Source organism: Salinimicrobium profundisediminis (assembly GCF_026241755.1).
Lineage (GTDB): Bacteria > Bacteroidota > Bacteroidia > Flavobacteriales > Flavobacteriaceae > Salinimicrobium > Salinimicrobium profundisediminis.
Map to the genome: position 1 here is coordinate 36,176 of NZ_JAPJDA010000016.1, position 26,286 is coordinate 62,461.

A 26,286-nucleotide genomic window follows, 5' to 3' on the forward strand; every position below is an offset into this window, starting at 1 on the left:
TCTACAATAAGTTGCCTAACTTTTTAGTAGACAGTTGTTTATGGTTTTTATAAATAAAAATTTAATTCAAAGCACAGCTGTTTTAAATGGAAAAAATAAACGTACCTTTGCAGCCTTTAAAAATCAGGCGTTTATATGACAGCTATCAAGAATATCGCGATCATCGCACACGTTGACCACGGAAAAACCACCCTGGTGGACAAAATAATGTACCACTGCAGGCTTTTCAGGGAAAACGAAAATACCGGAGACCTTATCCTGGACAACAATGACCTTGAAAGGGAACGGGGCATCACTATTACTTCCAAAAACGTATCTGTAGTTTACAAGGATACCAAGATCAACATTATTGATACTCCTGGTCACGCCGACTTTGGAGGAGAGGTAGAAAGGGTGTTGAACATGGCAGATGGCGTACTACTTTTAGTAGATGCTTTTGAAGGGCCTATGCCGCAAACCCGTTTTGTACTTCAAAAAGCAATTGACCTTGGATTGAAGCCATGTGTGGTGATCAATAAAGTTGATAAAGAAAACTGTACACCCGAAGAAGTTCATGAAAAGGTTTTTGACCTTATGTTTGAACTTGGGGCCGAAGAATGGCAGCTTGATTTTCCTTCAGTATATGGTTCAGCCAAGAATAACTGGATGAGCGACGACTGGAGAAACCAAACCCAAAATATTGAACCGCTTCTTGACATGGTGATCGAACATATTCCTTCTCCAAAAGTTGAGGAAGGTTCTCCACAAATGTTGATCACTTCTCTTGACTTTTCTTCCTTTACCGGAAGGATCGCCATTGGTCGCCTTCAACGTGGGACTTTAAAAGAAGGTATGCCTGTTGCCCTTGTGAAAAGGGACGGCACTATCAAAAAGACAAGAATTAAAGAATTACACACTTTTGAAGGTCTTGGCCGTAGAAAGATAGAAGAAGTACACGCCGGGGATATTTGTGCTATTGTGGGGCTTGAAGGATTTGAGATTGGAGATACTGTAGCCGATTTTGAAAATCCTGAAGGTCTTAAAACCATTGCTATTGATGAGCCAACAATGAGCATGCTCTTCACCATCAACGATTCTCCTTTCTTCGGAAAAGACGGAAAGTTTGTTACTTCAAGACACATAAAGGAGCGCCTGATGAAGGAGCTTGAAAAGAACCTTGCCCTTAGGGTGCAGGAGACTGATAGTGCCGATAAATTCATGGTCTTTGGCCGTGGAGTTCTTCACTTATCTGTGCTTATTGAAACCATGCGTCGTGAAGGTTACGAACTTCAAATTGGTCAGCCACAGGTAATCATCAAAGAAATTGATGGTGTGAAGTGTGAGCCCATTGAAGAGTTGACTATAGATCTTCCTGAAGATGTTTCAGGAAAAGCAGTAGAGATGGTGACCATGAGAAAAGGGGAGATGTTGAGTATGGAAGGAAAAGGAGATAGGATGACTATCCAGTTCCAGATCCCATCCCGCGGAATTATTGGTCTTAGAAATCAGCTATTGACTGCAACTGCCGGAGAAGCTATTATGGCACACCGCTACAAGGAATATCAGCCGCTTAAAGGTGGTATTCCTGAGCGCCAGAATGGTTCTTTAGTTTCTATGGAAAAAGGTAAAGCAATTCCTTACTCTATTGATAAACTTCAGGATCGTGGAAAATTCTTCGTTGATCCGGGAGAGGATATTTATGAAGGGCAGGTAATTGGAGAGAACTCACGCCAGGATGATATGGTAGTGAACATCACCAAAACCAAAAAACTTTCGAACGTACGTTCATCGGGAGCCGATGATAAAGCGAAGATCGTTCCTGCAATAAAATTCTCTTTAGAAGAGGCCTTGGAATATATTCAGAAAGATGAATATGTAGAAGTAACACCAAAGCACCTGCGCCTTAGAAAGATTTATCTTACAGAGAATGATCGTAAAAGAAATAAGACTATTTAAGATTAAATAATTTTATATCTTAAGGCCTGTCAAAAACGCGATTTTTGACAGGCCTTATTTTTTTATAGAACTCCTCAATCTAAGCATCATTCAGGAATGGAAATTTTAGGAATATCGTATATAGAATGGATTGGATACCTGGCATCTTTTTTTCTGCTGCTGTCCTTCCTAATGAGAAATATAACCACCCTTAGGTACATCAACAGCCTTGGATGTTTGTTCTTCGTTGCTTACGGAATTTTACTCGATTCCTGGCCGCTCATCATCACTAATGGTGCTATTGTACTAATCAATATCTATTATCTTTTTATTAAACCGAAGGAAAGTTAGAAGAACGAAGGTAGACTTACGAAGTACGATTTTTAGAAGTGCGAAGGTAGACTTACGAAATTAGACTTACGAAATATGATTAGAATTATGAATTTATATGACCTCTCAAAAATGTCATTTTTGGAAGGTGTTTAACTGATTTACTCTGAAGCATTTATAATAGTAAATAACAAAAATGGTAACTTTAATATAAAATAATAAGTGATGACTTCAGGAGATTTGAGAAATAAGGTAAGAGAATATGTTGACACAGCAGATGTAAGACTTCTAAAAATGCTTGAAGCTATAGCGGAAACATATGAAAATGAGGTGAATGAGCCTATTCTTGATGAAGATCAATATCAAATTTTAGATTCACGGAGAGAGGCGCATCTAAAAGGCGAAAGTAAGTCCCTTTCCTGGGAAGAAGTAAAGCGAAAAATTAAGTCTGCTAATTCCTAAATGGAATTTCATTTAGAAATAAAAGAAGAAGCAGCACTTGAAATAGCGAAAGCTTATCTCTACTATCAGGATAAACGATTGGGTCTGGGGGAAGAATTTTTAGATCATTTAAATATTTATTTCAATAGAATTGCTTCTCACTCTGAGCATTTTCCGCAGAAAAGAAAGCCGTATAAAGAAGCTTTCCTGAAACGATTTCCATTTCTGGTTGTTTACGAAATTATTGAGGACAGGATAATTGTATATTCTGTTTTTAATACATGGCAGGATCCCCGGAAAAAGAGGAAATAAAGACGAGGTGAATTAAAAATGCACCATAAGGTTCAAAGTAGAAGGATTACTACAGTCGCTCTACGAATCCCACTAAACAGGTTGGGTTGTATTATTCAAATTTAAAATTCAGTCACTGGAATCTGGTACTATAAAACAACCTTGAATTTTGCACCTTAAACCTTAAACCTTGAGCCTTTGAATTATACAGTTTTCTGAACCACCTCAAACACTTTTTGCCCGTCGCACTTCAGGGTTTTTGAAGGGTATTTAAGCAGTAATGCATAATCGTGAGTGGCCATAAGTATGGTCTTTCCGTTTTTGGAGATTTGCTGCAGTACTTCCATAACTTCTACAGAGGTCTGCGGATCGAGGTTTCCGGTAGGCTCATCGGCCAGGATAAGTTCGGGGTCATTGAGCAGGGCACGTGCAATGGCAATACGTTGTTGCTCCCCACCAGATAACTGGTACGGATTTTTAAAACCTTTGGTACCCATCCCTACCTTTTTTAGCACCTCTTCGATCTTGGCATCCATGGCAGCTTTGTCTTTCCAGCCGGTAGCTTTAAGTACAAAGAGCAGGTTGTCATTTACATTGCGATCATTCAGTAGTTTAAAATCCTGAAACACCACTCCCAGCTTTCGGCGTAGAAAGGGAATATCTTTTTCGCGCAGGGTGCGCAGGTCGTAATCTACAATACTTCCTTCTCCTTTGGTAAGTGGCAGATCGCCATAAAGGGTTTTCATGAAGCTACTTTTCCCTGTCCCGGTCTTTCCTATGAGGTAAACAAATTCCCCTTTTTCAATCTCGATATTTACTTCAGAAAGAATAAGCGTCTCCCGTTGGTAGATCGCAGCGTCTTTTAGGTATAGAACAGTATTTGACATGAAAAATGACATTTTAGAGAGGTAAAAGTAAGAAAGAGAACGTAAATATGAGAGCTTGAGTTGCTTTTCTTCTATTGAATTTTTTTCAGCTAAATTTTAGGTTTCATTTAACTAGAATGCATAATTTATCTTACAATAAAGGCGTTATTACCTTAGAGTTTCTTATATCTTTGAATCATCAACAAAATAAAATCTACGAATGAAACATTGCAAAATCTGCCTTTTTGTTGTTTTTGTTTTCTTTTCAGTTTCCGGTTTTTCACAACAATCTGCCATTCAAACAAATGCATTGGCCGATTATAACCGCGCTCTGGAATTATACAACAATGGGCAATACCTTGCCGCGCAAACCCTCTTTGACGAAGTACAGGATGAAGTGGACGATGAAAGGGTTAAAGCCAACGCCGCTTATTATATCGCCAATGCTGCGATTCGCCTGAACCAACCCGGGGCCGATGCGCTCATGGAAGATTTTGTGCAGCGATATCCTACCAGCACTAAAACAAATGCAGCTTACCTCGATGTTGCCGACTATTATTTTGAAACAGGAAAATACTCTCTTGCCCGCAAATGGTACGATACTGTAGATCAAAGAAACCTGAGCAAGGCCGAAAAAGAGCGATTTAGCTTCAATAACGGGTATGCTTATTTTAGGGCCAAACAATATGATGAGGCCAAAGAATACCTTAACAAGGTGAAAGATTCAAAAAAGTACGGCAGCCAGGCCAAATACTACCTCGGATTCATGGCTTATGAAGGCGATGACTATGAGCAGGCAAATGCCCTTTTTGAAGAAGTAGAAGATGCCGAACGCTATGAAGAAGACCTGTCTTACTTCCAGGCCGATATGAATTTTAAGCAGGGGAATTTTGAAAAGGCCATTGAACTTGGGCTGGAGCAATTGCCCCGTGCCGATCGCCGCGACAGGTCTGAACTCAATAAGATCATAGGCGAAAGTTACTTCAACCTTGGGCAGTATGATAAAGCTATTCCTTATTTAAAGGAATACCAGGGGGAAAGAGGTAAGTGGAATAATACAGATTACTACCAGTTGGGTTACGCTTATTTTCAGCAGGGAGATTATGAAGCCGCGATCTCAGAATTCAATAAGATCATTGACGGTAAAAATGCCGTGGCCCAAAATGCATATTACCACTTAGCTCAATCTTACCTAAAGACCGATAAGAAGCAACAGGCCCTCAATGCGTTTAAAAATGCAAGTGAGATGGATTTCAATCCGGAGATCAAGGCCGATGCTGCTCTTAATTATGCCAAGTTAAGCTACGAGATTGGAAACAGCTATGCCAGCACACCACAGGTTTTGATGAATTACCTGGAGGCTTACCCCAATTCACCTGCTAAAGAAGAGATTAATGAATTGCTCATCAATTCTTTCATTACTTCCAAAAATTATGAGGAAGCAATGCGCCTGCTTAAAGGAAATCGTAATTTCCAGAATAACGTGGTGTACCAGCAGGTAGCTTTCTACCGCGGACTCGAACTTTATAAAGAGGGAAACTATAGAGAGGCCGAAGAATACTTTGACCTGGCTTTAAGCGAAAGACGCGATCCAAGATTTACTGCCTTGGCCACTTTCTGGAAAGCCGAAAGCGATTTTAACCTCCGCAACTTTCAGGATGCACTTGTAGGGTATCGCGAATTTGCCGGTATGAGTGGCGCACAGGGAGTTTCAGAAAAAGAAAACCTGGACTATAACATTGGTTATGCATACTTCAAACAGCGCGATTACGATCGTGCAGTAGAATATTTTAAGCGTTATTCCAATGATACTTCCCACGATAAGGCAAGAAGGAATGATGCTTTTGTGAGATTGGGAGACAGCTACTTTGTAAACAGTAGCTACTGGCCGGCAATGGAGGCTTATAACTCGGCCATTGCATTGAACGGTAACGAGAATGATTACGCTGCTTTTCAAAAAGCAATCAGCTATGGGTTTGTGCAGCGAAACGAAACTAAAATAGCGTCTTTGAATGAATTTCTTCAGAAGTATCCGCGTTCGTCCTATCGCGATGATGCGGCTTATGAGCTGGGGAATACTTATGTCGCCATGAACAATACAAGCCAGGGAATGCAGGCTTATGACAGGCTTATAAGAGATGTTCCCGGAAGTACTTTTGTTCCGCAGGCTTTACTGAAACAGGGGTTGATCTATTACAACAACGATCAGTCTTCTCAGGCTTTGGAGAAAATGAAAAAAGTGGTAGCCGATTACCCGAATTCTGCTGAAGCAATTCAGGCAGTAAGCACTGCGCGCCTCATATACGTTGACATGGGCAGGACCGATGAGTACGCAAACTGGGTTAAAAACCTGGATTTTGTGGAGGTGACCGATGTAGACCTGGATAATACCACGTTTGAATCGGCAGAGAAACAATATCAAAACAACAATACTTCAGCAGCAATTACTGCACTTGAAAAATATCTTAGTTCTTTCCCTAACGGAATACATGCTGTGCAGGCCAATTTCTACCTGGGGCAGTTACACTTCCGTGAAGGAAATAAGCAGAAAAGTATTCCGTATTACAAGTATGTGATACAAAGATCGGCTTCAGAATATCTTGAGCAGTCTTTGGCAAGGCTTTCTGAAATCTATTTGGAGAACAGGAATTATTCCGAAGCTATACCGCTGTTAAAGCGGTTGGAGAGCCAGGCATCGTTTGCTCAAAATACCATTTTTGCCCAGTCTAACCTGATGAAGTCTTACCTGGAAGAAGGTAGTTACAACGAAGCAGTAACTTATGCCGAAAAGGTATTGTCAAATCCTGATGCCGAAACCGATGCAAAGAATGATGCGCAGGTAATTATAGCCCGTGCCGCCATGCGTACAGGAAATGAAGAGCGTGCAAAACGCGCTTATGCCGAAGTGCAGAAATCGGCCACCGGAGAATTGGCTGCCGAAGCTTTATACTATGATGCATACTTTAAAAATAAAGCAGGAAACCATCAGGCTTCTAATGACGTGGTACAGCGACTTGCGCGTGATTACTCCGGATATAAATTATATGGTGCTAAGGGGCTGGTGCTCATGGCTAAGAATTTCTACGCTTTGGGTGATGCTTACCAGGCAACTTACATCCTTGATAACGTGATCAATAATTTCGCGCAGTTCCCCGAAGTTGTACAAGAGGCCAGGCAGGAACTTGCCCGTATAAAAGCAGAGGAAGCTAAAACAAATGCTTCTGTAGAGACCAACAATTAAATATTACATAAAAACCTTCCCATGAAAATTAAATCGTTAGGTGTTTTTATCATATTTCTGGTTTTCACCGGCTTCTCGTATGCCCAGGATCTTGGGAGCGAGATGGTAGAAGTGGTAAAACCCTATACCCCCACAGTAAGTGATGCTTTTAAGATAAAAGAGACTCCAAAGATCTCAGATTCTGTGAACCTGGAGAAGAGGCCTGTTCAGTACAGTATATTTTCGGTACCTGTGGCTTCTACTTTTACGCCTGCAAAGGGTAGGGCTACGACGGTAGAACGTCAGCGTCCGCCAAAGTTGTTTGACAATTACATCACGCTTGGCTTTGGAACTTACACCAGTGCCCTCGCTGAGTTTTACAGCAATATCGAGGTTACCCGTACCGATAATTTTGGTATTTTTCTAACCCATAATTCGGCACAGGGAGGCATTGACGGTGTAGAACTTGATGATCATTACTACGATACCGAACTCAATCTTAATTACTCTTCCCGAAAAAGGAACCTTATTTGGAATACAGATTTTGGTGTAGAGCACAGGTTGTTTAACTGGTATGGAGTTCGAAGCGATGAAGTGAGCCAGGAGGTTATAAATAATCTTGAGCCACAGCACAATTATTACAGTGTGTACGCAGGCGGAGAAATTAATTGGGAAAAGTCCTTTTTTGACAGGGCAGAGGCTAAGTACAGGTATTTTGGGGATGATTTTGAATCTACCGAGCACCGCCTTACTTTTAAACCTACTCTTGAGATTCCTATTGGTGGCGAATTGTTTCACACCAATCTGATTTTCGATTATCTAAACGGATCTTTTGCTCCTTATTTTGATGACGGTGAAGATCTTACTTACAGCTATATGAACCTGGGGGTAGCTTCGAGCCTTCTTATTCTGCGCGATGACCTTACCCTTAACCTCGGAGCGGCGATTTATTATAGCTATGATTCAGAGAACAGCGACAGCGGGATTTACGTTTACCCTCAGGTGACTGCCAGCTACCGTGCCGCAGGCGATTATTTTATTGCCTATGCCGGCCTGGAAGGGGAGTTGCGACAAAATTCTTATTACGAGTTTACTAAAGAGAATCCTTTTCTTTCACCTGCAGTTGATATAGCCCCTACAGATCAACAGTACAATGCTTATGTGGGTGCTAAAGGAAAATTGTCAACAAATATAGGCTACAACACGCGCTTAAAGTACATGGCCGAAGATTACAAGCCTCTCTTTAGATCAAATCCCAATGAAATGACTGAGCCGGGAACTAAACCCGAATATGCTTATGGTAATTCTTTTGGAGTTGTTTATGATCAGGTCAATACCATCTCCCTTTTTGGAGAACTTGATTTTGATGTGAACAGTGACTTTAACCTGCGTGTTAATGGGGAGTTTTTCGTTTACGACACCAGTAATGAGGAAGAAGCATGGAACCTTCCAACTTTTAGAGCCAATTTGATTGGAGATTACCAGATCACAGAAAAATGGTTTGCAGGTGCAAATGTTTTTTTTGTGGGCGAGCGTAAGGATTTTGAGATATACCAAACCAGTGATGTACTCAATTCCGTAAGAACAGTAATAGTGAGCCTGGATTCTTATTTTGACCTTAACCTTAATCTGGGGTACAGGTTTAACGACAGGCTTTCAATATTTGCCCGGGGGCAAAACCTGCTGGGAGATAACTATGAAAGATGGGTAGACTATCCTGTGCTGGGAATGCAGGTTATGGCAGGAGCTACTTATAAGTTTGACTTCGGAAGATAACAAACAGAAAATACACCATATAAAAAAAGCCGGTTCTTACCGGCTTTTTTTATGGAAAGGCCCCCAGTAATTTTAGGCAATCTTAACAATTAGATAACATTGGAATAAAAAGAGGTTTTATGGAAGTGTATAATTTTGCAGCGCAAAAAAAATGTAAAAAAGACAGTTTTATTCGCATTTTTTAGCAATTTTTGAAAACCCTATAATAATCAAATGGCAAAAACTAAATTTAAGAGGATAAAGAGGAATCGGCCGTACTTGAACGTGCTCGATTTTATGGTACAGGAAAAGACATTTCTTGCCATAGTAATTGTAGGACTTGTTCTGGCGGGTATCCTCACCGGTTACGGTCAGGCCGGGATGTGGCTCGGGTTCTTTTTCGCTGCCTACGCTACCGTAGCCAATGACAGTATACAGTCGCTGGGTACCTTTATCGAAAGTAACAAGAACAGGAAATGGTGGGTAATGTGGATCTTCATCGGGAGTATTTTCCTTGCGGTGGTCACCTTTAGCTGGATCTATTTTGACGGTGATGTGACCTATCAACGCCTCCTCAACCCCGATGGCACTACTAAATATCCGCACCCAGAGAACTTCAGCTTTTTCCAAATAATTGCACCCCTGGTACTTCTTATCCTTACCCGTTTAAGAATGCCGGTTTCTACCACTTTCCTTATTTTAAGTGTGTTTAGCGCCGATACGTCGGGGATCACTTCCGTAGTATGGAAATCCTGGACCGGGTACATCATGGCGTTCATCCTGTCATTCCTGGTTTGGTACCTGTCGTACAATACCATCAAAAAATATTTTAAGAGCCGTAAATTCAACCAGAGCTGGAATATAGTGCAGTGGGTAGTGAGCGGTACATTGTGGGGGGTTTGGGTGATGCAGGATGGTGCCAATATCGCCGTCTTCCTGCCAAGACAACTCGACCTCTTTCAATTCATCATCTTTGCATTGACCATCTTTACAGGTCTTGGACTTCTTTTCTACCTGCGGGGAGACAAAATTCAGAAAGTAGTAAGTGAAAAAGCGAGGATTTCGGATGTTAGGGCGGCAACCCTCATTGATGCCACTTATGTGATTTTGCTTATCTATAAATTATTTATTAGTACGGTACCCATGTCTACAACCTGGGTTTTTCTTGGAGTCATTGGCGGTAGAGAAATCGCCGTGAGTTTTGCCCGTACCAAAAAAGGTAAGAAACACCGCAAGAAGGCCGGTAAGATGATCTTTAGAGATTTCGCTTACGCCATGATAGGTTTATTTGTTTCTATTGCCCTTGCTGCTGCAGCCAATGCCGATATTCGTAAGGCCATAGGTGAGGCAATTGTGGGCTGGTTCTAAACTTCATGTGCCCAAAACTTTATAAATGCGCTTCTGTTTGGAGCGCATTTTCTATTTTTACCCTAAATCTCTTCACATGATCAAAAAAGCACTATTTCTAATTCTATTCTTCGGAATGTTCTTCGGATGTAATGACAACGGGAAACAAGAAGCCGATCTCCTGGTAATCAATGCCAATATTTATACTGTAGACGATCAGTTTTCTACTGCGGAAGCATTCGTAGTCAAAGACGGAAAGTTCCTTGCTGTTGGTACTTCAGCTGAAATGCAGGAGAAATACGATGCCCCTGAAGTATTGGATGCCCAGGGAAAGACTATCCTTCCCGGATTAATTGATGCGCACGCACATTTCTACGGACTCGGCAGTTCCATGCAGGCTGTAGATCTTACCGGCACTACCAGCTTTAAAGAAGTAGTTGCACGAATAACAGCATTTCAGGAAGAAAAAAAATCCGATTTTATAGTAGGCCTTGGGTGGGACCAAAATGACTGGGAGATAAAGGAGTTTCCAGTAAAAGATACGCTTGATGTTCTTTTTCCAGATACTCCGGTTGCCATCACACGAATTGATGGTCACGCCTTACTCGCCAATCAGGCGGCACTCAATGCAGCTAATATTACAGCAAACACTCCTGCAGAAGGTGGAGAAATCGAAAAGAAGAACGGCAAACTTACCGGGATCCTTATAGACAATCCCATGGCATTGGTAGAGAATGCAGTTCCCGAAGCCAGTGTTAAAGATCAAACCGCAGCTTTACTGGATGCTCAAAAAGAGGTTTTTCAGTATGGTTTAACTACCGTTAATGATGCAGGATTAGATCGTGCTACCATGGAATTGATAGACAGCCTGCAGCAGGCTGGGGAGTTGGAAGTGCGCATCTACGCAATGATAAGCAATACAAAAGAGAACCTGGATTACTTTCTTGACAGGGAGCCTCTAAAAACGCCCAGATTAAATGTACGTTCGGTGAAATTTTATGCCGACGGTGCCCTGGGGTCAAGGGGAGCTGCATTAAAAGAGCCTTATTCCGATAAGCATAACCATTACGGCGCTTTACTTTCTTCGGTGGCCGATTTTAAGAAGACAGCCGGTAGAATTGCAAATTCGCCTTATCAAATGAATACCCATGCCATTGGAGATTCGGCCAATGTTGTGGTGCTAAAGACTTATGATTCTCTGCTTTCAGACGCTGGAGATCGCCGATGGAAGGTTGAACATTCACAAATAATTGCCCCCGAAGATTTTAAATATTTCAGTAAAAATATAATTCCGTCAGTGCAACCTACCCACGCTACAAGCGATATGTATTGGGCTGGAGAAAGGCTGGGCGAAGAGCGGGAAAAAGGTGCTTATGCCTATAAAAAACTGCTCGAAGAAGCCGGAATAATCGCTTTGGGCACAGATTTTCCCGTTGAGCAGGTGAGCCCATTCCTCACCTTCTATGCGGCGGTGGCACGTAAGGATACAAAAAATTATCCTGAAGGAGGTTATATGCCCGAGCAGGCACTTTCTCGGGAAGAAGCCTTACGCGGAATGACAATTTGGGCAGCTTACAGCAATTTTGAAGAAGATGAAAAGGGATCGATAGAACCTGGAAAGTATGCCGATTTTGTCATTTTAGACAGGGATATCTTGAAGGTTTCTGAAGAACAAATCCCCGATATGAAAGCCAGTGCTACTTATCTTGACGGAAAAAAAGTTTATGGAAATTAGAAGACTTTAGAGAAATGCGAATTTTAAAAGTACGACTTTAGAAGTACAAGTAGTAGAAAAAGGACCCCTTAAAAGCACATTTTTGAGGGGTTTTTTGTGAGTTATAACGAACTAAGTAAATGTTTATCTGATGCTACCCGAAGTTTAATAAGCAGTGGAACGAGCCTGGATCTTTCCCTAAAACAACAATGATCTTGAATCCAGCAGTTACTTTCCTCCATTGGCCTTCAGGTCGAGCTTGCACTGCTCGTCAAAGTCTAGGATATTTTGATCATTTTCAAGAAAACTGAGAGGTGAGGAGCTAAATTCAATGGCCGCTGCCATTAAACATCCCTCAACGCTGCAGTGCGCCCGGGAGCCTTTATCGGGATCTTCATGTTCACTCTGTGCGGGGCTTCCGTTGTTCACCAGGCCAAAGAGGTGCCCAAATTCGTGATGCAGGGTCACTGTTTGAATCTCGCTTTGGGAGGCGCTGCCTGCCATATCACTCAATTCCTGATTGTCAAAAATAACCAGTGAGGTATTGAGGTAAGCTTTTCCTAGAATGCGGAAGTTGGCTTTACTATCCTCACTTTTGTTGTCGGCAAAAAAGATAAATACTCCTAATTTATCATCTTCAGAAAAAACGCTGCGGTGCTGTTTTTCAACCGTTTTAATTTCTTTGATGGAATAGGATCCCATTTGAGGGCTTACAATCGCGCGGGTTTTGAGGCTTATGCCACCCGGCTTGTGGGTATAGCGTTCAAGAAAGTTTGTTAGGCTTTGCAATACCTGGTCTTCGGGCTTATGGCCCATCACGTAAACCACGTCTAGTTCAATGCGGGTAAAAGTTTCATCGCTTAAAAAATCCCGTGCCGAAGCGCCCAAAACCAGATTATTACTGTACACCGAAGGTTTCTTGTCGGCATCATCAATGCTGCAACCCGTTAAAACGAATAACAACAAGATGCAGGCGGCATGGAAATTTTTCTTCATTCTACTTTTTTACTGTAAGCCTTGCCAGGTAATCATAATGTTCGCCTTCATATATTTTTTCACAGTTAAAGCGGTGCTTGTCAGCTGCTAAAGATAATGATTCAAAATCAAGGTACAACCAGTCAAAACTATTGGAGGTTTCAGCCTTATAGCTCAATCGGTAGGTGAGTTCGCCGTAGTAACCGTTTGTAGTATCCACCCAAACGCCTCCGTCTTCATCGGTATCAAAAAGGTAAATAAGGTCTGAAGAATCAATTAAAACCTGGCCATTTTCAGCAAGAAGATTCTTTAGCTGCTCAAAAAAGGCATCCAGGAACTTCATTTTTCCTACGATACCTGTTCCATTCATCAGCAGTAAAATTGTATCGAATTTTTCTTCGGAAAGATCTTCAAAAGCAATATTTCTGGCATCCGAAATTCCGCGTTTGCGACACACTTTTATAGCTCCGGCTGAAGTATCTATAGCTGTAACTACAAGATTGCGCTCCTGCTGAAGGTACAGGGAATGACTACCCGCACCGCAACCTACATCCAGCACCTTTCCCCGACACAATTTGAGGGCTTGCTGTTCAAGTGGCGGCATTTCTTTATAACTTCTGAAGAGGTAGGGCACCGGAATCACATCATCATCAAAGTCGGGCGAATGCACAACAATATCGGTTTCATCAGCTTTCTCGAAGAAAGCAGTTATTGCTTTTCCGAAGATATCGGGATTATTTTTTGGCTTGTTCACGTGTTGGTTCTGTTTATCTTTGCGGCATGCAGGATGAATTAAATGGGCTTCCGCAAAAGGCCAAAGATAAACATACAGAGAATAAGAAATTTTTTTCGCGTCTTAAAAAGAAGCCGCCGCGGCATCTTGACCTGCAAATGCAGGAGTTGCACGAAGAAGAATTTAGCCGAACCGATTGTCTTACCTGCGCTAACTGCTGTAAAACCACCGGACCTCTGTTTACCAATAAAGACATTGAGCGCATCTCAAAGCACCTGCGCCAAAAGCCACAGCAGTTCATTGACCAGTACCTCCGCATAGATGAAGATAATGATTACGTGCTTCAGGAAGTGCCCTGTGCTTTTTTGGCTCCCGACAATTATTGCCTCATCTACGATGTACGGCCCAAGGCCTGCAGTGAATTCCCTCACACCAACCGGAAAGACTTTCACAAAATCTCAAACCTCACCATTAAAAATGTCGCTATTTGCCCGGCAGCTTTCAGGATTGTGGAGGAGATGAAGAAGAGACTGCCTTAGTTTTTGTTGCGGGTCTTGTTGTTGCGGGTTGCACGTTGTCTTTGTTGCAAGTTGAATTGTTGAGGAGTATTGTTGCACGTTGCGGGTTCCGAATTCCGAGTTCCGAGTTCCGAGTTACTTCATGTACGTGCCTACAAAATTCTTATCTTTTAATTTTCAATTAAAATAAAGATTATGGCAAATTCATATAAAGAGCTGGAGATTTTTCGCACCTCATTAGCTTTATTTTACAAGGTTCACACATTAAGTTTGAAATTACCTAGACACGAGCTTTATGAATTAGGAAGTCAAATTAGAAGGTCAGCAGATTCAGTAAATACAAAAATTGTTGAAGGTTACGGAAGGAGAAGGTACAAAGGAGATTTTCTAAAGTTTCTGGTTTATTCACATGCAAGTAATGATGAAACTATAAATTATTTGGAGAAAATCCTTCATCTTTATCCGGAAATAATGGAAGATCAACATTACCTGAAGAATGATTATAACGACCTGGGTCGCAAAATAAATTCCTTTATAAAATATGTTGAGAAATCCTGGAAAACCTAAGAACAAAGATTAAAAGTTTCTGATTAAATAATTCTGCGGTATAAACCTGAACCACGAATTCCGCAACCCGAAACTCGTATCCCGCAACATAATTATTTCCGGCAGGAAAACTATCAACCTAAATCAACCTGCAACCGTGCAACCCGCAACCCGCAACATATCAAACCTGCAACCCGCAACTTTCAAATCCCGCACTTCGCAACTAATACAATAAATACTTCTCTCTTACTGTTTTAAACTCTTCTAAACCAGGTTTCCAGGTTTCGCGTATTGCCTCTGCGGTCATTCCGTTTTCAATTTGCTTCTGCAGTTCTTTGGTACCGGCGAGCTTTGTGAAAAACGCGTTGAAAAATTCCTCTTTTTGAGAGCTGTGATTATAAGCTTCTATAAGCCATTCAAGGTTAAGATAATCCAGGTGTGCTGCATTTGAGAGATCTCTTCCGTAGCAGGTCTTGTTTAGGTGCTTTGGAGATTTGGCACCTTCATTAGGCTCGGGGACATAAGTGAATGGAAATTCGTCCTGTGAAAGGTAAGGAGAGCCAAATACCTGGAACTGCTTACTTGTGCCACGACCTGCATTAACGTTAGTTCCTTCAAAAAAACAAATGCTGGGGTACAGGTTAATTGATTTTGCATTAGGAAGGTTTGGAGAAGGTTTCACAGGAAGATCGTAGGGCATGCTGTGAACATAATTTTCCATTTCAATCACTTTTAGATCGGTTTGCTCGCCGTTCTTCAACCAGTTCTCGCCATTAGTCATTTTTGCGTATTCTCCAATGGTCATTCCGTGTACTATCGGGATGGGATGCATCCCCACAAAACTTTTGTACTGCGGGTCAAGCACCGGCCCGTCCAGGTAATGACCGTTTGGATTTGGTCGGTCAAAAATGATCACTGTAATGTCATTTTCGGCAGCGGCTTCCATGACGTAATGCAGGGTAGAAATATAGGTGTAGAAGCGCACTCCCACATCCTGAAGGTCAAAAATCAGAACGTCAAGGCCTTCCAGCTGTTGTGCTGAGGGTTTTTTGTTATCTCCATAAAGGGAAATTACCGGCAGGCCGGTATTTGGGTCTTTTCCGTCTTCAACCACTTCGCCTGCATCGGCTGTACCCCGGAATCCATGCTCTGGGGCAAAAACTTTAACCAAATTCACGTCGAGGGCCAAAAGAGTGTCTACAAGATGTACATTTCCTGCTTCCGTAGGAATAATACTTGTCTGGTTTCCTACCAGCCCAACTTTCTTACCTTCCAAAAATGGCAAATAATAGGCTGTTCTTTCAGCACCCAGCTTCAGCTCTTTTGAAATTTCGGCAGGGGACTCGTTTTTGGCTTCAGCAGAATTAACTGAAGGATTTCCTGAATTGTTTCCGCAGGCGGTGGCGGTAATAACTAGGAATAAAAATGTACTTTTGAAAAATCTAAAACTCATAGCTACTCTTGAATTTGGAATTGTTTATCGCCAGGCGCCTTATTAGTGCGAAGCAGCACAAAAATAGCATATCGGCACCTATAATAAAAATAGCAATTGTTGCAATTGCTATTGGTGTGATAATGATGCTGGTAGCTTTTGCTACAAGCCTTGGACTGCAGCAGAAGATAAGAGAAAAGATGTCGGCTTTTACCGGTCATATCACCATTTCGAGCTATGACAACAACAATTCACAGGTTTCTTTAACGCCTATCTCGACCGACCAGGATTTTTATCCAGAATTCACCAGTGTAGATGGAATTGATCACATCCAGGCCACGGCCTACCTGGGCGGAGTAATCAGGACTGAAACCGATTTTGAGGGTATCATCGTGAAAGGGGTTGGGCCCGACTTTAACTGGGAATATTTTGAAGATTTCCTGGTAGCAGGTAAAATGCCCAATGTTAGCGACGGGCTGAATAATGAAGTGCTTATTTCCCGCTACACTGCAAACCGGCTGGGTTTGGAAGTGGGAGACAAGGCAGTCACTTATTTTTTAAGGGATGAAACCAGCAGAACGCCATTAATAAGGGCTTTTGAGATCACGGGAATTTACAATTCCGGCTTTCAGGAGTTTGATGAGCTCTATATGCTGGGCGATATTAGGCATGTGCAGCGAATTAACCGCTGGGAAAAAGATGAAGTCGGTAATTTCGAGGTTTTTCTTGAAGATTTTGGTCAGCTGGAAGAGAAAGGGCAGGAGATCTATGAGAATACCGGATCATTTCTCGATACCCGCACCATTAAGCAGCAGTATTATTCCCTTTTTGAATGGTTATCGCTTTTCGATTTTAACGTCGCGCTTATCATCGGGATCATGATCCTGGTGGCAGGCATTAATATGATCACCGCTCTTTTGGTGCTTATCCTGGAACGCACACAAATGATTGGCATTTTAAAAGCCCTGGGCAGCAGCGACTGGAGTGTAAGAAAGATCTTTTTATACAACGCCGGATATTTAATCCTGCTGGGTCTTTTCTGGGGAAATTTAATAGGTCTGGGGTTGTTATTTGCACAAAAGTACCTCAAGCTTATTCCGCTAAACCCCGAAACTTACTATGTGACCGAAGCACCTGTGTACATTGGCTGGGAGTACATTGTAGCAGTTAATTTAGGTACCCTCTTTTTGTGTATGCTAATGCTGCTTATTCCTTCTTTTATCATTACCAGGATCTCCCCGGTAAAGGCCATGAAGTTCGATTAAATAAGAGGTGTCAAAAATGCCATTTTCGGCATCCCTTTTGCAATCTTTCTAAAGCTGCTTTTTTTCTTACCTTTGCAGCCGAAAATTTGAGATATGGAATACGCTGAAAATATACTAGGTACCATTGGAAATACGCCTCTTGTTAAGATCAATAAGCTTACGGAAGGTATAGATGCTTTGGTGCTGGCAAAATATGAAACTTTCAACCCCGGAAATTCGGTAAAGGACCGTATGGCGGTGAAAATGATTGAAGATGCCGAAGCTGCCGGACTCCTTAAGCCGGGGGGAACCATTATTGAAGGGACTTCGGGAAATACCGGAATGGGGCTTGCTCTTGCCGCTATAGTGAAGGGCTACCGAATGGTTTGTGTGATGGCCGACAAACAGTCTAAGGAGAAAATTGACATTTTACGAGCCGTAGGCAGTGAGGTTGTGGTTTGCCCAACCGATGTAGCGCCCGACGATCCTCAATCTTACTATTCCACTTCTAAACGCCTTTCGGAAGAGACGCCGAATTCCTGGTATGTGAACCAGTACGACAACCTTTCCAATACCAAAGCCCACTACGAGAGTACCGGGCCCGAAATTTGGAAACAAACCGATGGAAAAGTGACACATTTTGTAGTAGGTGTGGGTACCGGCGGAACTATTTCGGGAGTGGGAAAATACCTGAAAGAGCAAAATCCAAATGTGAAGGTTTGGGGGGTTGATACCTATGGTTCGGTATTCAAAAAATATCATGAGACTGGCGAGTTTGATGAAAAGGAGATTTATCCTTATGTTACAGAGGGTATTGGGGAAGATATCCTTCCGAAGAATGTAGATTTTGACATTATTGACGGTTTTACCAAGGTAACCGATAAAGATGCAGCGGTTTATACCCAAAGACTGGCTAAAGAAGAGGGGATGTTCCTTGGGAATAGTGCGGGAGCCGCTATAAAAGGATTACTTCAGCTAAAAGAACATTTTAAGAAGGATGATGTGGTGGTAATCTTATTTCACGATCACGGCAGCCGCTATGTTGGTAAAATGTTCAATGATGAATGGATGCGAAAAATGGGATATATTGATTAAGAATATGTTCACTGGAACCTAACACCAGGACTTACTGATTTAAATATTAAAGAGCTGTCTTACTTTAGGCAGCTTTTTTTATTGCTGAAGATTTCCTGCCTGCTTCCATTCCCTGAACCAGCCAAAAAGTAATTGCACCTGAAAAGTACAAAATCACATCTATTACATCTGAGGTATATCTTGTAGAGTTGTCGGGAAGATAAAGCTCAAAATAAATAGAATAAAGTGCCGCGAGAGAGCATGCTGAAAAAAGGGAAATTTTGATACCCTTGTTTCTGCTGAAGCTTCTAATGATAAACAGGCATATACTTAAAACTATGGGCATGCATAAAAGATCATTGAGGTGAGAAGTGAAAAATTCGGGTAAATCAACTGCTAGCTTTATTAAAGCCATATTCAGAAGAAAGGCTGCGAGGCAAATACCAAAAAGCAGATAGATATTTTTCATACCAGGAACAGAGCTGTAACAAAAGCCAGTGCGCCTCCAATAACCATTACTGCCAGCCAAATATTAAATCCTACTTTTTTGAGCAGAGACATGAATTTATTTTCCTTTTTTGGAGGTTTTTCGGCTTTATTATCCGGGTTTTGCTCTCCCGGTACAGGTGGTGTGGCTTTCATGGGCAAGGTTTTGAGTAAGATAAAATATTTAGCTGAAAATTAATCGAGCAGCAACCTCTTTAACCGTGAATTAAGAATTTCCTGGAAATTATCCTCTCAAAAATGCCATTTTTGCTGATCATTTCTGAAAAAGTTCCCGTCAGTATTTGTACTGCTGCTGTTGAATAGTATATTTTAGTGACTTAAAACTGAAACTGATGAAACAAATATCCATACTCTGTTTAATGCTGATGCTGTTTGCGGGATGTAAAGAGAATTCTTCAGAAAATATTACAGTAGTAGAGCAACAGCCATTGCGGTACCTGGCTTTGGGAGATTCTTATACTATAGGGGAAAGTGTAGCGCCCGAAATGAGATGGCCTGTGCAGCTTGTAGAGCAATTAAGAGCCGATGGGTTTGAAATTGAAGATCCCAGGATCATTGCCACTACCGGATGGACCACTCAGGATCTTTTAAAGGCTATAGATGCGCAGCTAAACAATGAGAAATATGATCTTGTTTCGGTGCTCATTGGTGTGAATAATCAGTACCAGGGAAAATCTATAGAAACTTATCGGGAAGATCTTAATGAAGTTTTTAAAGAAGCCAGTTCACATTCGGTTAATGGAGCAGAAGGAGTTTTTGCAGTGAGTATTCCCGATTATGGAGTGACGCCATTTGGTGCCGAAAATGCTGAAAAAATTGGACGTGAAATAGATGAATTCAATGAAGTTTTTAAGGAAGTAGCTTCAGACTTCAATGTAGAATTTTATGATATTACGCCCATTTCCCGTGAAGCAATAGAACAACCTGAATTAATTGCCGATGATAATCTTCATCCCAGTGGGGAAATGTACCGCCGGTGGGTAGAGAAATTTTATCCGGAGGTAAAGCAAAAGTTACTTATCGAAAATTAACATTAGTTGTAAGGCCAATCTGTCATTTTATTTAGTTGTTTATCAGTAAGGTATGTGAATATTGTATACTTTTATTTGATGCGGGAAGATTATCTACACTATTTATGGCAGTTTCAGAAGTTCGATCTACAGGAGATGAAAACTGTAGATGGCGCTGTGGTTAGTGTCATCTCGCCAGGTCTGCACAATGAGCTTTCAGGTCCCGATTTCCTGTACTCAAGGCTGCGGATAAATGACCAGGAATGGGCGGGAAATGTCGAAATCCATATTCGTTCCTCAGATTGGTACATGCATGGGCATGAAACCGATCCTGCTTATGATAATGTGATTCTTCATATTGTCTGGGTTCATGACGTTGATATCTTCCGAAGAGATAATTCACCACTTCCGGTCATGGAGTTGCAGTCCCTGGTCTTGCCTGAAAGCCTTGATAGCTACAACAGGTTGTGTGCAGAAGATCATGTGAAATGGATCAATTGTGAAAAGGAGCTGCCCGATATTGATGATTTTGTAATAGATAATTGGCTGGAGCGGCTATATGTAGAAAGACTGGAGAAAAAATCTTCCCTCATTTCAGAACTCCTCTCAAAAACTGCCGGAGATTGGGAGGCGGTGCTTTTTCAAATGCTGGCGAAAAACTTTGGGCTCAATATAAACGGGGAGGCTTTTTTGAGTATCGCAGGATCTATTCCTTTTCCGGTAGTAAGAAAAGTGAGAGCAAATGCTCTCGAAATGGAAGCATTGCTGCTAGGGCAGGCGGGGCTATTGGAAAAAGATCTTGAAGAACCTTATTTTTTAAAGTTAAAAGAGATCTATCTCTATTTGCAACATAAGTTTGCCTTGTGTAGAAAAGGAGTTCTGCCTGTTAAATATTTTCGTCTCAGACCTGATAACTTTCCTGAAATTAGATTGGTGCAGCTCGCAGCAGTATACTGTGAACATACCGCGCTGTTTTCGAAGCTTCAAAAATGTCAAAATACGCAACAGGTTCACGAACTTTTCGAAGTGCGATTAAATGAATTCTGGAATACGCACTATACCTTTTCGCGCAGGCACACTGCGAGAACAAAGAAACCAGGGAAGAAGTTCCTGGATCTTCTCATCGTGAATACTGTGGTTCCTGTAAAATTTGCCTACCTTAAAAGTGAGGGGAAAGAGGCTTTTGAAATAGTGGCTCCCCTTATAGAAGCCGTTGCTGCAGAAGAAAATGAAATCGTCAAAAAATTTAAAACCCTAAGACCATCTATCGTGAAGGATGCACTAAGATCACAGGCCTTACTGCAGTTAAAAAAAGAGTACTGTGACAGGAAAGCCTGTTTACATTGTGCAGTAGGCCTGGAAATCTTGCAACAGCAACCACATTTTTAATATATTTGTGATATGCAGAGATGGGTGAACCAAATAAGGAACTTTTTTGAGAGACATGGGTTTTATGTTTCTTCGCGCTTCGCCGATAAACTTGGGATGAGAGCTAAAAACGTAAGGTTGTTCTTTATCTACCTTTCGTTTGCCACTTTTGGGATAGGTTTTGCTGTTTACCTCACATTTGCTTTCCTCCTCAGGTTCAAGGACATGATCTACTCAAAACGCACATCAGTTTTTGATCTTTAGAGGGGCCTAAATTTCTCTTAAGTCTTATGGGTTAACGTTTTCTTTGCATTTTAACTTCATAAAATTTGAAAACGTTAATATTTTTAGCATCTTGCTTCGCCGAAAATTCCATTTAGTATTATTCTAAAATCCTTTTATGAGAAAGTCGATACTTTCATTATTATTCTGTGTATTCTTTTTAACTACTTATGCCCAAAACCTTGATGTTGAAGTCCAGGTTGAAAACCCTTCAAAGGTGATCAATGACGGCTTTGCTGAACTTCAGGTACAGGGGGGGGCGCCTCCTTATCAGTACAAATGGTCCAAACAGGACACACCTTTGGATGCCCCGCGGGCAGAAGGTCTTATTGAAGGTGTAGATTATACGGTAACCGTTACCGATGCCAACAACAACAGTGTTACCAAAACAATTAAAGTACCGGCAAAAGCCATTACAGAACATTTCAATGGCACCTTTGCTCCTATTGTGGAAAGCATGGGTAGCGTGCTATTTTGGGATCCATTCTCAGCTATTGGAATTTATGATCCTGTGGTCTATGCTGATATTAAAAGAGTAGCAGCGCCAAATTGGGAAGCCCGTACCGATAGTCGATTTCTTCTGAAAGAATGGCTTAAAGCCGAAGGAGAGCGTGTTGAAGAAGGCGAGCCTATTGCTGTTGTGCTGCAGGATGGCGAAGAAGAAAGTATTGCCTATGCAAATGCTACGGGTACCCTCGAGTATTTAGTGAAGGAGGGAGGAATGATCTATAATTCAGAGAATGTTGAAGATGTTATTGAGCAGGGGGCACATTATCTTGCTGCGATAAGATATGATCAGCCTGTACCATTACTTCATCCTAATGGAGATTTACAGAAAAAAGATATCCCATTCATTGTAATATGGCTCGTTTTAGGAGCATTGTTTTTTACATTAAGAATGGGCTTTATAAATATTAGAGGATTTAAACATGCTCTTGATCTTGCTAAAGGGAAATATGACGATCCAAATGCACCCGGGCAGGTAACACACTTCCAGGCACTCGCCACTGCAGTGTCGGGTACGGTAGGATTGGGTAATATTGCCGGGGTGGCTGTTGCTATTTCTCTTGGTGGAGCCGGAGCTACTCTCTGGATGATCCTTGCAGGTCTTCTGGGTATGTCATCTAAGTTCGTGGAGTGTACCCTGGGGGTAAAATACCGCTTTATAAATTCTGAAGGGCGCGTTTTTGGAGGTCCTATGAACTACCTTAGGTATGGACTTGAAAAGAGAAATATGGCCGGATTGGGTAAATTCCTGGCGGTTTTCTTTGCTATTCTTGCAATTGGAGCCTCCTTTGGAGGTGGAAACATGTTCCAGGCCAACCAGTCTTTTGTAATTCTTGCGGGTGAGTTTCCGGCGCTTGTTGGTAACGGGTTTATCTTCGGGGTGGTAGTTGCAATTCTTGTGGGAATTGTGATCATAGGTGGAATAAGCAGTATTGCTAAAGTAACAGGGAAAATTGTTCCAATTATGGCAGCGGTCTACATTGTAGGAGCTCTGGTTGTAATTGGTGTAAATATTGAAAATATAGGTCCGGCGTTTGCTGCAATCTGGGATGGAGCCTTTAGCCCCAGTGCCTTAAAAGGTGGGGTGATTGGTGTATTGATTGTCGGGTTCCAAAGAGCGGCTTTTTCTAACGAGGCCGGGGTAGGATCTGCCGCAATTGCGCATTCTGCCGCCAAGACAAACAATCCGCCGTCTGAAGGTTTTGTGGCGCTTCTTGAGCCTTTTATCGATACAGTTGTAGTGTGTACCCTTACAGCACTTGTGCTTATTTTTACAGGTATGCACGAGGTTGAAGGAGTAGGAGGAGTAGAATTAACGTCTACCGCTTTTGGTAGTGTGATCTCGTGGTTCCCTTACGTCCTTGCCGCCGCAGTATTCCTGTTCGCTTTCTCAACAATGATCTCCTGGTCTTACTACGGAATGAGAGCCTGGACTTTTCTCTTCGGAAAAAGCAAGAATATGGAATTGCTCTATAAAGCACTCTTTCTTGTGTTTGTAGTAGTGGGAGCATCGGTGAGTCTTGGTGCTGTTCTTGACTTTTCAGATATGATGATCCTTGCCATGTCTTTCCCTAACATCATCGGGCTTTACATCATGTCTGGTGAGGTGAGAAAGGATCTTAGAGAATACTCAAGAAAATTGAAAGCCGGCGAGCTTTTTCATAAGCCTGAAAAAGAGCGGGTGAAAAAAGCCTCTTAAGGCCTAACTTACATAATGAAAAACTGGAAATCCCATTTTGTTTTCACCAGAAGTCAACAGAATGGGATTTTTGTTTTGGTAGCTATCATCATTGCCCTGCAGGGGATCTACTTTTTCATTCTTTTTTCTTCGGAAGACCTTCCAGACCCTGAAGAAGAAAAAATTGTCACTGAAATGCAACGTACGGTTGATTCATTGAAGCAGGTTGCGGCTGAAAGAGATGAGGTGGCAGTAGCGCCTTTCAATCCCAATTTTATTTCAGATTATAAAGGCTATTTGCTGGAGCTTTCTGTAGCTGAAATAGACCGGCTTCATGAATTCAGGGAACGCGATCTATGGATCAATTCTGCTGAAGAATTTCAGGAGGTCACGGGAGTTTCAGATTCTTTGCTGAAGATATTGGCGCCTTCTTTTCAGTTTCCCAATTTCCGCAGAAATACTTCCGAAGAAAACAGGGTGCCAAAAAAGGCATTTTTGACACCTCTTTCCAAAGCTGATATTAATACCGCTACGGCCGAAGACCTGCAACGGGTTAATGGGATAGGGGAAAAACTTTCTGCCAGGATTGTGAAATACCGTAATTCGCTTGGCGGCTTTAGAGGTGAGGTGCAGCTTAATGATGTCTACGGCCTCTCTCCAGAAGTTGTGGAAAGGCTGCTGCTGCACTTTGAGGTGCAGCAATGGCCCGGAGAACGGCTGGATATTAATAAGGTGAACCTTATGCAGCTCACCGGCATCCCATATTTAAATTACGAGCAGACCCGTGCCATTGTGAAGTTTCGGGAAGAGGCAGGAGAAATAAAGAGCCTGGAAGAACTTGGGCAGATTCCGAATTTTCCTCTGGAAAAATTAGGCAGAATTGCCCTATATTTGAGCATTGACCAGAAAAACTAAGTTTTTCGCATTCCCAGAAAATTTTCAGGTTTAAAAAAAACATTCAGAAATAAACTTTATGAACAGCAGATATTTTACAGAAGAACACGAATTATTCCGCAAAAGCTTTCAGGAATTCCTTCAAAAAGAGGTGGTTCCGCATATCGAAAAATGGGAGGAGACAGGGACTATTGAGCGCTTTATCTGGGAGAAATTTGGAGAAATGGGATATTTCGGCCTCAACTATTCCGAAGAATATGGAGGATTAAATCTCGATATTTTCTATACTGTGATTTTTCTTGAAGAGTTACAAAAGATCAATAGTGGCGGATTTGCAGCGGCTATGTGGGCGCATGCATATCTTGCAATGACGCATCTTGACAAAGAGGGAGATCACCGCATCAAAGAAAAATATCTGGCACCCAGTATTAGCGGAGAAAAGATTGGCTGTCTTTGTATTAGTGAGCCTTCTGGCGGGAGTGATGTTGCCGGAATGAGGACTACTGCGGTTAAAAAGGGGGATAAATATCTCATTAATGGCTCCAAGACTTTTATTACGAATGGAGTCTATTCAGATTATCTTGTTGTAGCTGCAAAGACTGCTCCCGAGCTAAAAGGGAAGGGTATGAGCATTTTTGTGATAGACCGTGAAACTCCCGGTATTTCGGCCACAAAACTGAATAAACTGGGCTGGAGGGCATCAGATACTGCCGAGATTGCTTTTGATAATGTAGAAGTACCAGCTTCAAACCTTATGGGGGAGGAGGGGAAAGGCTTTCCTTACATCATGCAGCACTTTGCTTTTGAAAGGCTAATTATGGGGATCAATGCCCACGCCCGTGCAGAGTTTGCCTTAGATTATACTTTGAAGTATATGAAAGAAAGGGAAGCTTTTGGAAGAACCATTGATAAGTTCCAGGCTCTGCGTCACAGCTATGCCGATATGGCAAGCGAGGTGGAGATGGCAAAAGAATTTAATTACTCTATTGCCGAAAGGATGCACCGCGGGGTTTATGTGGTTAAAGAAGCCAGTATGTCTAAGCTGCTTTCTACAAAAATAGCCGATGAGATTATTTATAAGTGCCTTCAGTTTTTGGGGGGATATGGCTACATGGAAGATTATCCATTAGCGCGGTTGTTGAGGGATAGCCGCCTGGGGCCTATTGGAGGCGGGACTTCAGAAATTCTTCGCGAGATCATCGCTAAAATGGTGATTGACGGGAAGGAATACAAACCGGCAGCCAAATAGTCCAAGGTTTAAGGTTTTGGAATTTGGTGCTTGGAATTTGGATTTTGGTTCTTGGATTTTTTTCAGAAATAAAACAAATTAAAATTGCGAGTTTACAATTAACGATTATCTTTGCAGCTCGAAAATAATTTTTAAAGAAAGGAGGTGACACTATGTTAATTATACCAGTTAAAGACGGAGAGAATATTGATAGAGCGCTGAAGCGTTTCAAGCGTAAATTTGATCGCACAGGAACAATGCGTCAGTTGAGAGATCGTCAGGCATTTACAAAACCGTCGGTAGAACGTAGGGCTCAAGTCCAAAAAGCTGCTTACATTCAGCATCTAAGAGATCAGGAAGAGATCTAGTATCAATTCCTAAGCCTGAGTTCTTAGGTATATAATATTAACTG

Annotated in this window: 25 protein-coding genes; 19 read left to right on the forward strand and 6 right to left on the reverse strand. The window is 41.8% G+C overall.

The genetic code is table 11. The annotated features are described in order from the left end of the window. The first annotated feature begins 135 nt into the window (after positions 1–135). The 4 genes from typA (at position 136) to OQ279_RS10690 (ending at position 2,997) form a co-directional block, all read left to right on the forward strand. Positions 136–1,935 carry a translational GTPase TypA gene (gene typA / locus OQ279_RS10675; protein WP_266069885.1) on the forward strand — a complete coding sequence of 600 codons (1,800 nt, stop codon included), beginning with the start codon at positions 136–138 and terminating at the stop codon, positions 1,933–1,935. A gap of 96 nt (positions 1,936–2,031) precedes the next feature. Beyond that, positions 2,032–2,265 carry a uroporphyrinogen decarboxylase gene (locus OQ279_RS10680; RefSeq protein WP_266069886.1) on the forward strand — a complete coding sequence of 78 codons (234 nt, stop codon included), beginning with the start codon at positions 2,032–2,034 and terminating at the stop codon, positions 2,263–2,265. Positions 2,266–2,469: 204 nt separating this feature from the next. Beyond that, positions 2,470–2,706, forward strand: coding sequence for an addiction module protein (locus tag OQ279_RS10685; protein ID WP_266069887.1), 237 nt, complete (start codon positions 2,470–2,472; stop codon positions 2,704–2,706). Continuing rightward, the gene (locus tag OQ279_RS10690; RefSeq protein WP_266069889.1) at positions 2,707–2,997 is read left to right on the forward strand and encodes a type II toxin-antitoxin system RelE/ParE family toxin; all 291 of its coding nucleotides are present in this window, start codon (positions 2,707–2,709) and stop codon (positions 2,995–2,997) included. A 182-nt stretch (positions 2,998–3,179) separates the two neighbouring features. Here the strand turns inward: OQ279_RS10690 and OQ279_RS10695 are convergent, their stop codons facing one another. Beyond that, entirely contained in the window at positions 3,180–3,863 is a 684-nt protein-coding gene (locus tag OQ279_RS10695; protein ID WP_266069890.1) for a cell division ATP-binding protein FtsE, read from the reverse strand. A gap of 199 nt (positions 3,864–4,062) precedes the next feature. Between OQ279_RS10695 and OQ279_RS10700 the strand changes: the two genes are divergently transcribed. The 4 genes from OQ279_RS10700 to OQ279_RS10715 all read left to right on the forward strand — a co-directional run bounded on the left by OQ279_RS10700 (position 4,063) and on the right by OQ279_RS10715 (position 11,899). Further along, on the forward strand, positions 4,063–7,083 hold the full coding sequence (locus OQ279_RS10700) for a tetratricopeptide repeat protein (protein ID WP_266069893.1): 3,021 nt from the start codon (positions 4,063–4,065) through the stop codon (positions 7,081–7,083). 21 nt (positions 7,084–7,104) lie between these two features. Then, positions 7,105–8,838: a TonB-dependent receptor gene (locus tag OQ279_RS10705; protein ID WP_266069895.1), complete on the forward strand. Its 1,734-nt coding sequence runs from the start codon at positions 7,105–7,107 to the stop codon at positions 8,836–8,838. Between the two features lie 213 nt (positions 8,839–9,051). Beyond that, the gene (locus tag OQ279_RS10710) at positions 9,052–10,185 is read left to right on the forward strand and encodes a hypothetical protein (RefSeq protein WP_266069897.1); all 1,134 of its coding nucleotides are present in this window, start codon (positions 9,052–9,054) and stop codon (positions 10,183–10,185) included. A gap of 76 nt (positions 10,186–10,261) precedes the next feature. Beyond that, the gene (locus OQ279_RS10715) at positions 10,262–11,899 is read left to right on the forward strand and encodes an amidohydrolase (RefSeq protein ID WP_266069899.1); all 1,638 of its coding nucleotides are present in this window, start codon (positions 10,262–10,264) and stop codon (positions 11,897–11,899) included. Between the two features lie 207 nt (positions 11,900–12,106). On the opposite strand, the gene OQ279_RS10720 is transcribed toward OQ279_RS10715, so the two are convergent. Both OQ279_RS10720 and OQ279_RS10725 read right to left on the reverse strand, forming a co-directional pair. Further along, complete coding sequence (locus OQ279_RS10720; RefSeq protein WP_266069901.1) at positions 12,107–12,874, reverse strand: hypothetical protein; 768 nt, start codon at positions 12,872–12,874, stop codon at positions 12,107–12,109. Between the two features lies 1 nt (position 12,875). Continuing rightward, a complete protein-coding gene (locus tag OQ279_RS10725; protein ID WP_266069903.1) occupies positions 12,876–13,607 on the reverse strand; it encodes a class I SAM-dependent methyltransferase in 732 nt (243 codons plus the stop codon). A 26-nt stretch (positions 13,608–13,633) separates the two neighbouring features. On the opposite strand from OQ279_RS10725, the gene OQ279_RS10730 reads away from it, so the two are divergent. Continuing rightward, positions 13,634–14,125, forward strand: a complete 492-nt coding sequence (locus tag OQ279_RS10730) for a YkgJ family cysteine cluster protein (protein WP_266069905.1) — start codon at positions 13,634–13,636, stop codon at positions 14,123–14,125. A 174-nt stretch (positions 14,126–14,299) separates the two neighbouring features. After that, positions 14,300–14,671, forward strand: a complete 372-nt coding sequence (locus tag OQ279_RS10735) for a four helix bundle protein (RefSeq protein WP_266069907.1) — start codon at positions 14,300–14,302, stop codon at positions 14,669–14,671. 202 nt (positions 14,672–14,873) lie between these two features. Here OQ279_RS10735 and OQ279_RS10740 read toward each other — a convergent pair whose 3' ends face one another. Beyond that, positions 14,874–16,103 carry an exo-beta-N-acetylmuramidase NamZ family protein gene (locus OQ279_RS10740; RefSeq protein WP_266069909.1) on the reverse strand — a complete coding sequence of 410 codons (1,230 nt, stop codon included), beginning with the start codon at positions 16,101–16,103 and terminating at the stop codon, positions 14,874–14,876. 8 nt (positions 16,104–16,111) lie between these two features. Here OQ279_RS10740 and OQ279_RS10745 point away from each other — a divergent pair, with 8 nt between their 5' ends. Beyond that, the gene (locus OQ279_RS10745) at positions 16,112–17,347 is read left to right on the forward strand and encodes an ABC transporter permease (protein WP_266069911.1); all 1,236 of its coding nucleotides are present in this window, start codon (positions 16,112–16,114) and stop codon (positions 17,345–17,347) included. 93 nt (positions 17,348–17,440) lie between these two features. Further along, entirely contained in the window at positions 17,441–18,421 is a 981-nt protein-coding gene (locus OQ279_RS10750) for a PLP-dependent cysteine synthase family protein (protein WP_266069913.1), read from the forward strand. Between the two features lie 64 nt (positions 18,422–18,485). Here OQ279_RS10750 and OQ279_RS10755 read toward each other — a convergent pair whose 3' ends face one another. Together OQ279_RS10755 and OQ279_RS10760 are read right to left on the reverse strand one after the other, a co-directional pair. Further along, entirely contained in the window at positions 18,486–18,869 is a 384-nt protein-coding gene (locus OQ279_RS10755) for a hypothetical protein (protein WP_266069915.1), read from the reverse strand. Continuing rightward, positions 18,866–19,042, reverse strand: a complete 177-nt coding sequence (locus OQ279_RS10760; RefSeq protein ID WP_266069917.1) for a hypothetical protein — start codon at positions 19,040–19,042, stop codon at positions 18,866–18,868. Before OQ279_RS10760 ends, OQ279_RS10755 begins: the two co-directional genes overlap by 4 nt. A gap of 197 nt (positions 19,043–19,239) precedes the next feature. On the opposite strand from OQ279_RS10760, the gene OQ279_RS10765 reads away from it, so the two are divergent. The 7 genes from OQ279_RS10765 (at position 19,240) to rpsU (ending at position 26,242) form a co-directional block, all read left to right on the forward strand. Further along, complete coding sequence (locus OQ279_RS10765; protein ID WP_266069920.1) at positions 19,240–19,938, forward strand: SGNH/GDSL hydrolase family protein; 699 nt, start codon at positions 19,240–19,242, stop codon at positions 19,936–19,938. A 54-nt stretch (positions 19,939–19,992) separates the two neighbouring features. Then, entirely contained in the window at positions 19,993–21,306 is a 1,314-nt protein-coding gene (locus OQ279_RS10770; protein WP_266069921.1) for a DUF2851 family protein, read from the forward strand. Positions 21,307–21,318: 12 nt separating this feature from the next. Further along, positions 21,319–21,549 (forward strand): PspC domain-containing protein, encoded by a 231-nt coding sequence (locus OQ279_RS10775; protein ID WP_266069923.1) that lies wholly within the window; start codon positions 21,319–21,321, stop codon positions 21,547–21,549. A gap of 136 nt (positions 21,550–21,685) precedes the next feature. Next, the gene (locus OQ279_RS10780; protein ID WP_266069925.1) at positions 21,686–23,773 is read left to right on the forward strand and encodes an amino acid carrier protein; all 2,088 of its coding nucleotides are present in this window, start codon (positions 21,686–21,688) and stop codon (positions 23,771–23,773) included. Positions 23,774–23,788: 15 nt separating this feature from the next. Then, positions 23,789–24,667, forward strand: coding sequence for a ComEA family DNA-binding protein (locus OQ279_RS10785; RefSeq protein ID WP_266069927.1), 879 nt, complete (start codon positions 23,789–23,791; stop codon positions 24,665–24,667). 58 nt (positions 24,668–24,725) lie between these two features. Beyond that, positions 24,726–25,895, forward strand: a complete 1,170-nt coding sequence (locus OQ279_RS10790) for an acyl-CoA dehydrogenase family protein (protein ID WP_266069929.1) — start codon at positions 24,726–24,728, stop codon at positions 25,893–25,895. A 152-nt stretch (positions 25,896–26,047) separates the two neighbouring features. Next, the gene (gene rpsU, locus OQ279_RS10795; protein ID WP_266069931.1) at positions 26,048–26,242 is read left to right on the forward strand and encodes a 30S ribosomal protein S21; all 195 of its coding nucleotides are present in this window, start codon (positions 26,048–26,050) and stop codon (positions 26,240–26,242) included. Positions 26,243–26,286 lie beyond the last annotated feature (44 nt).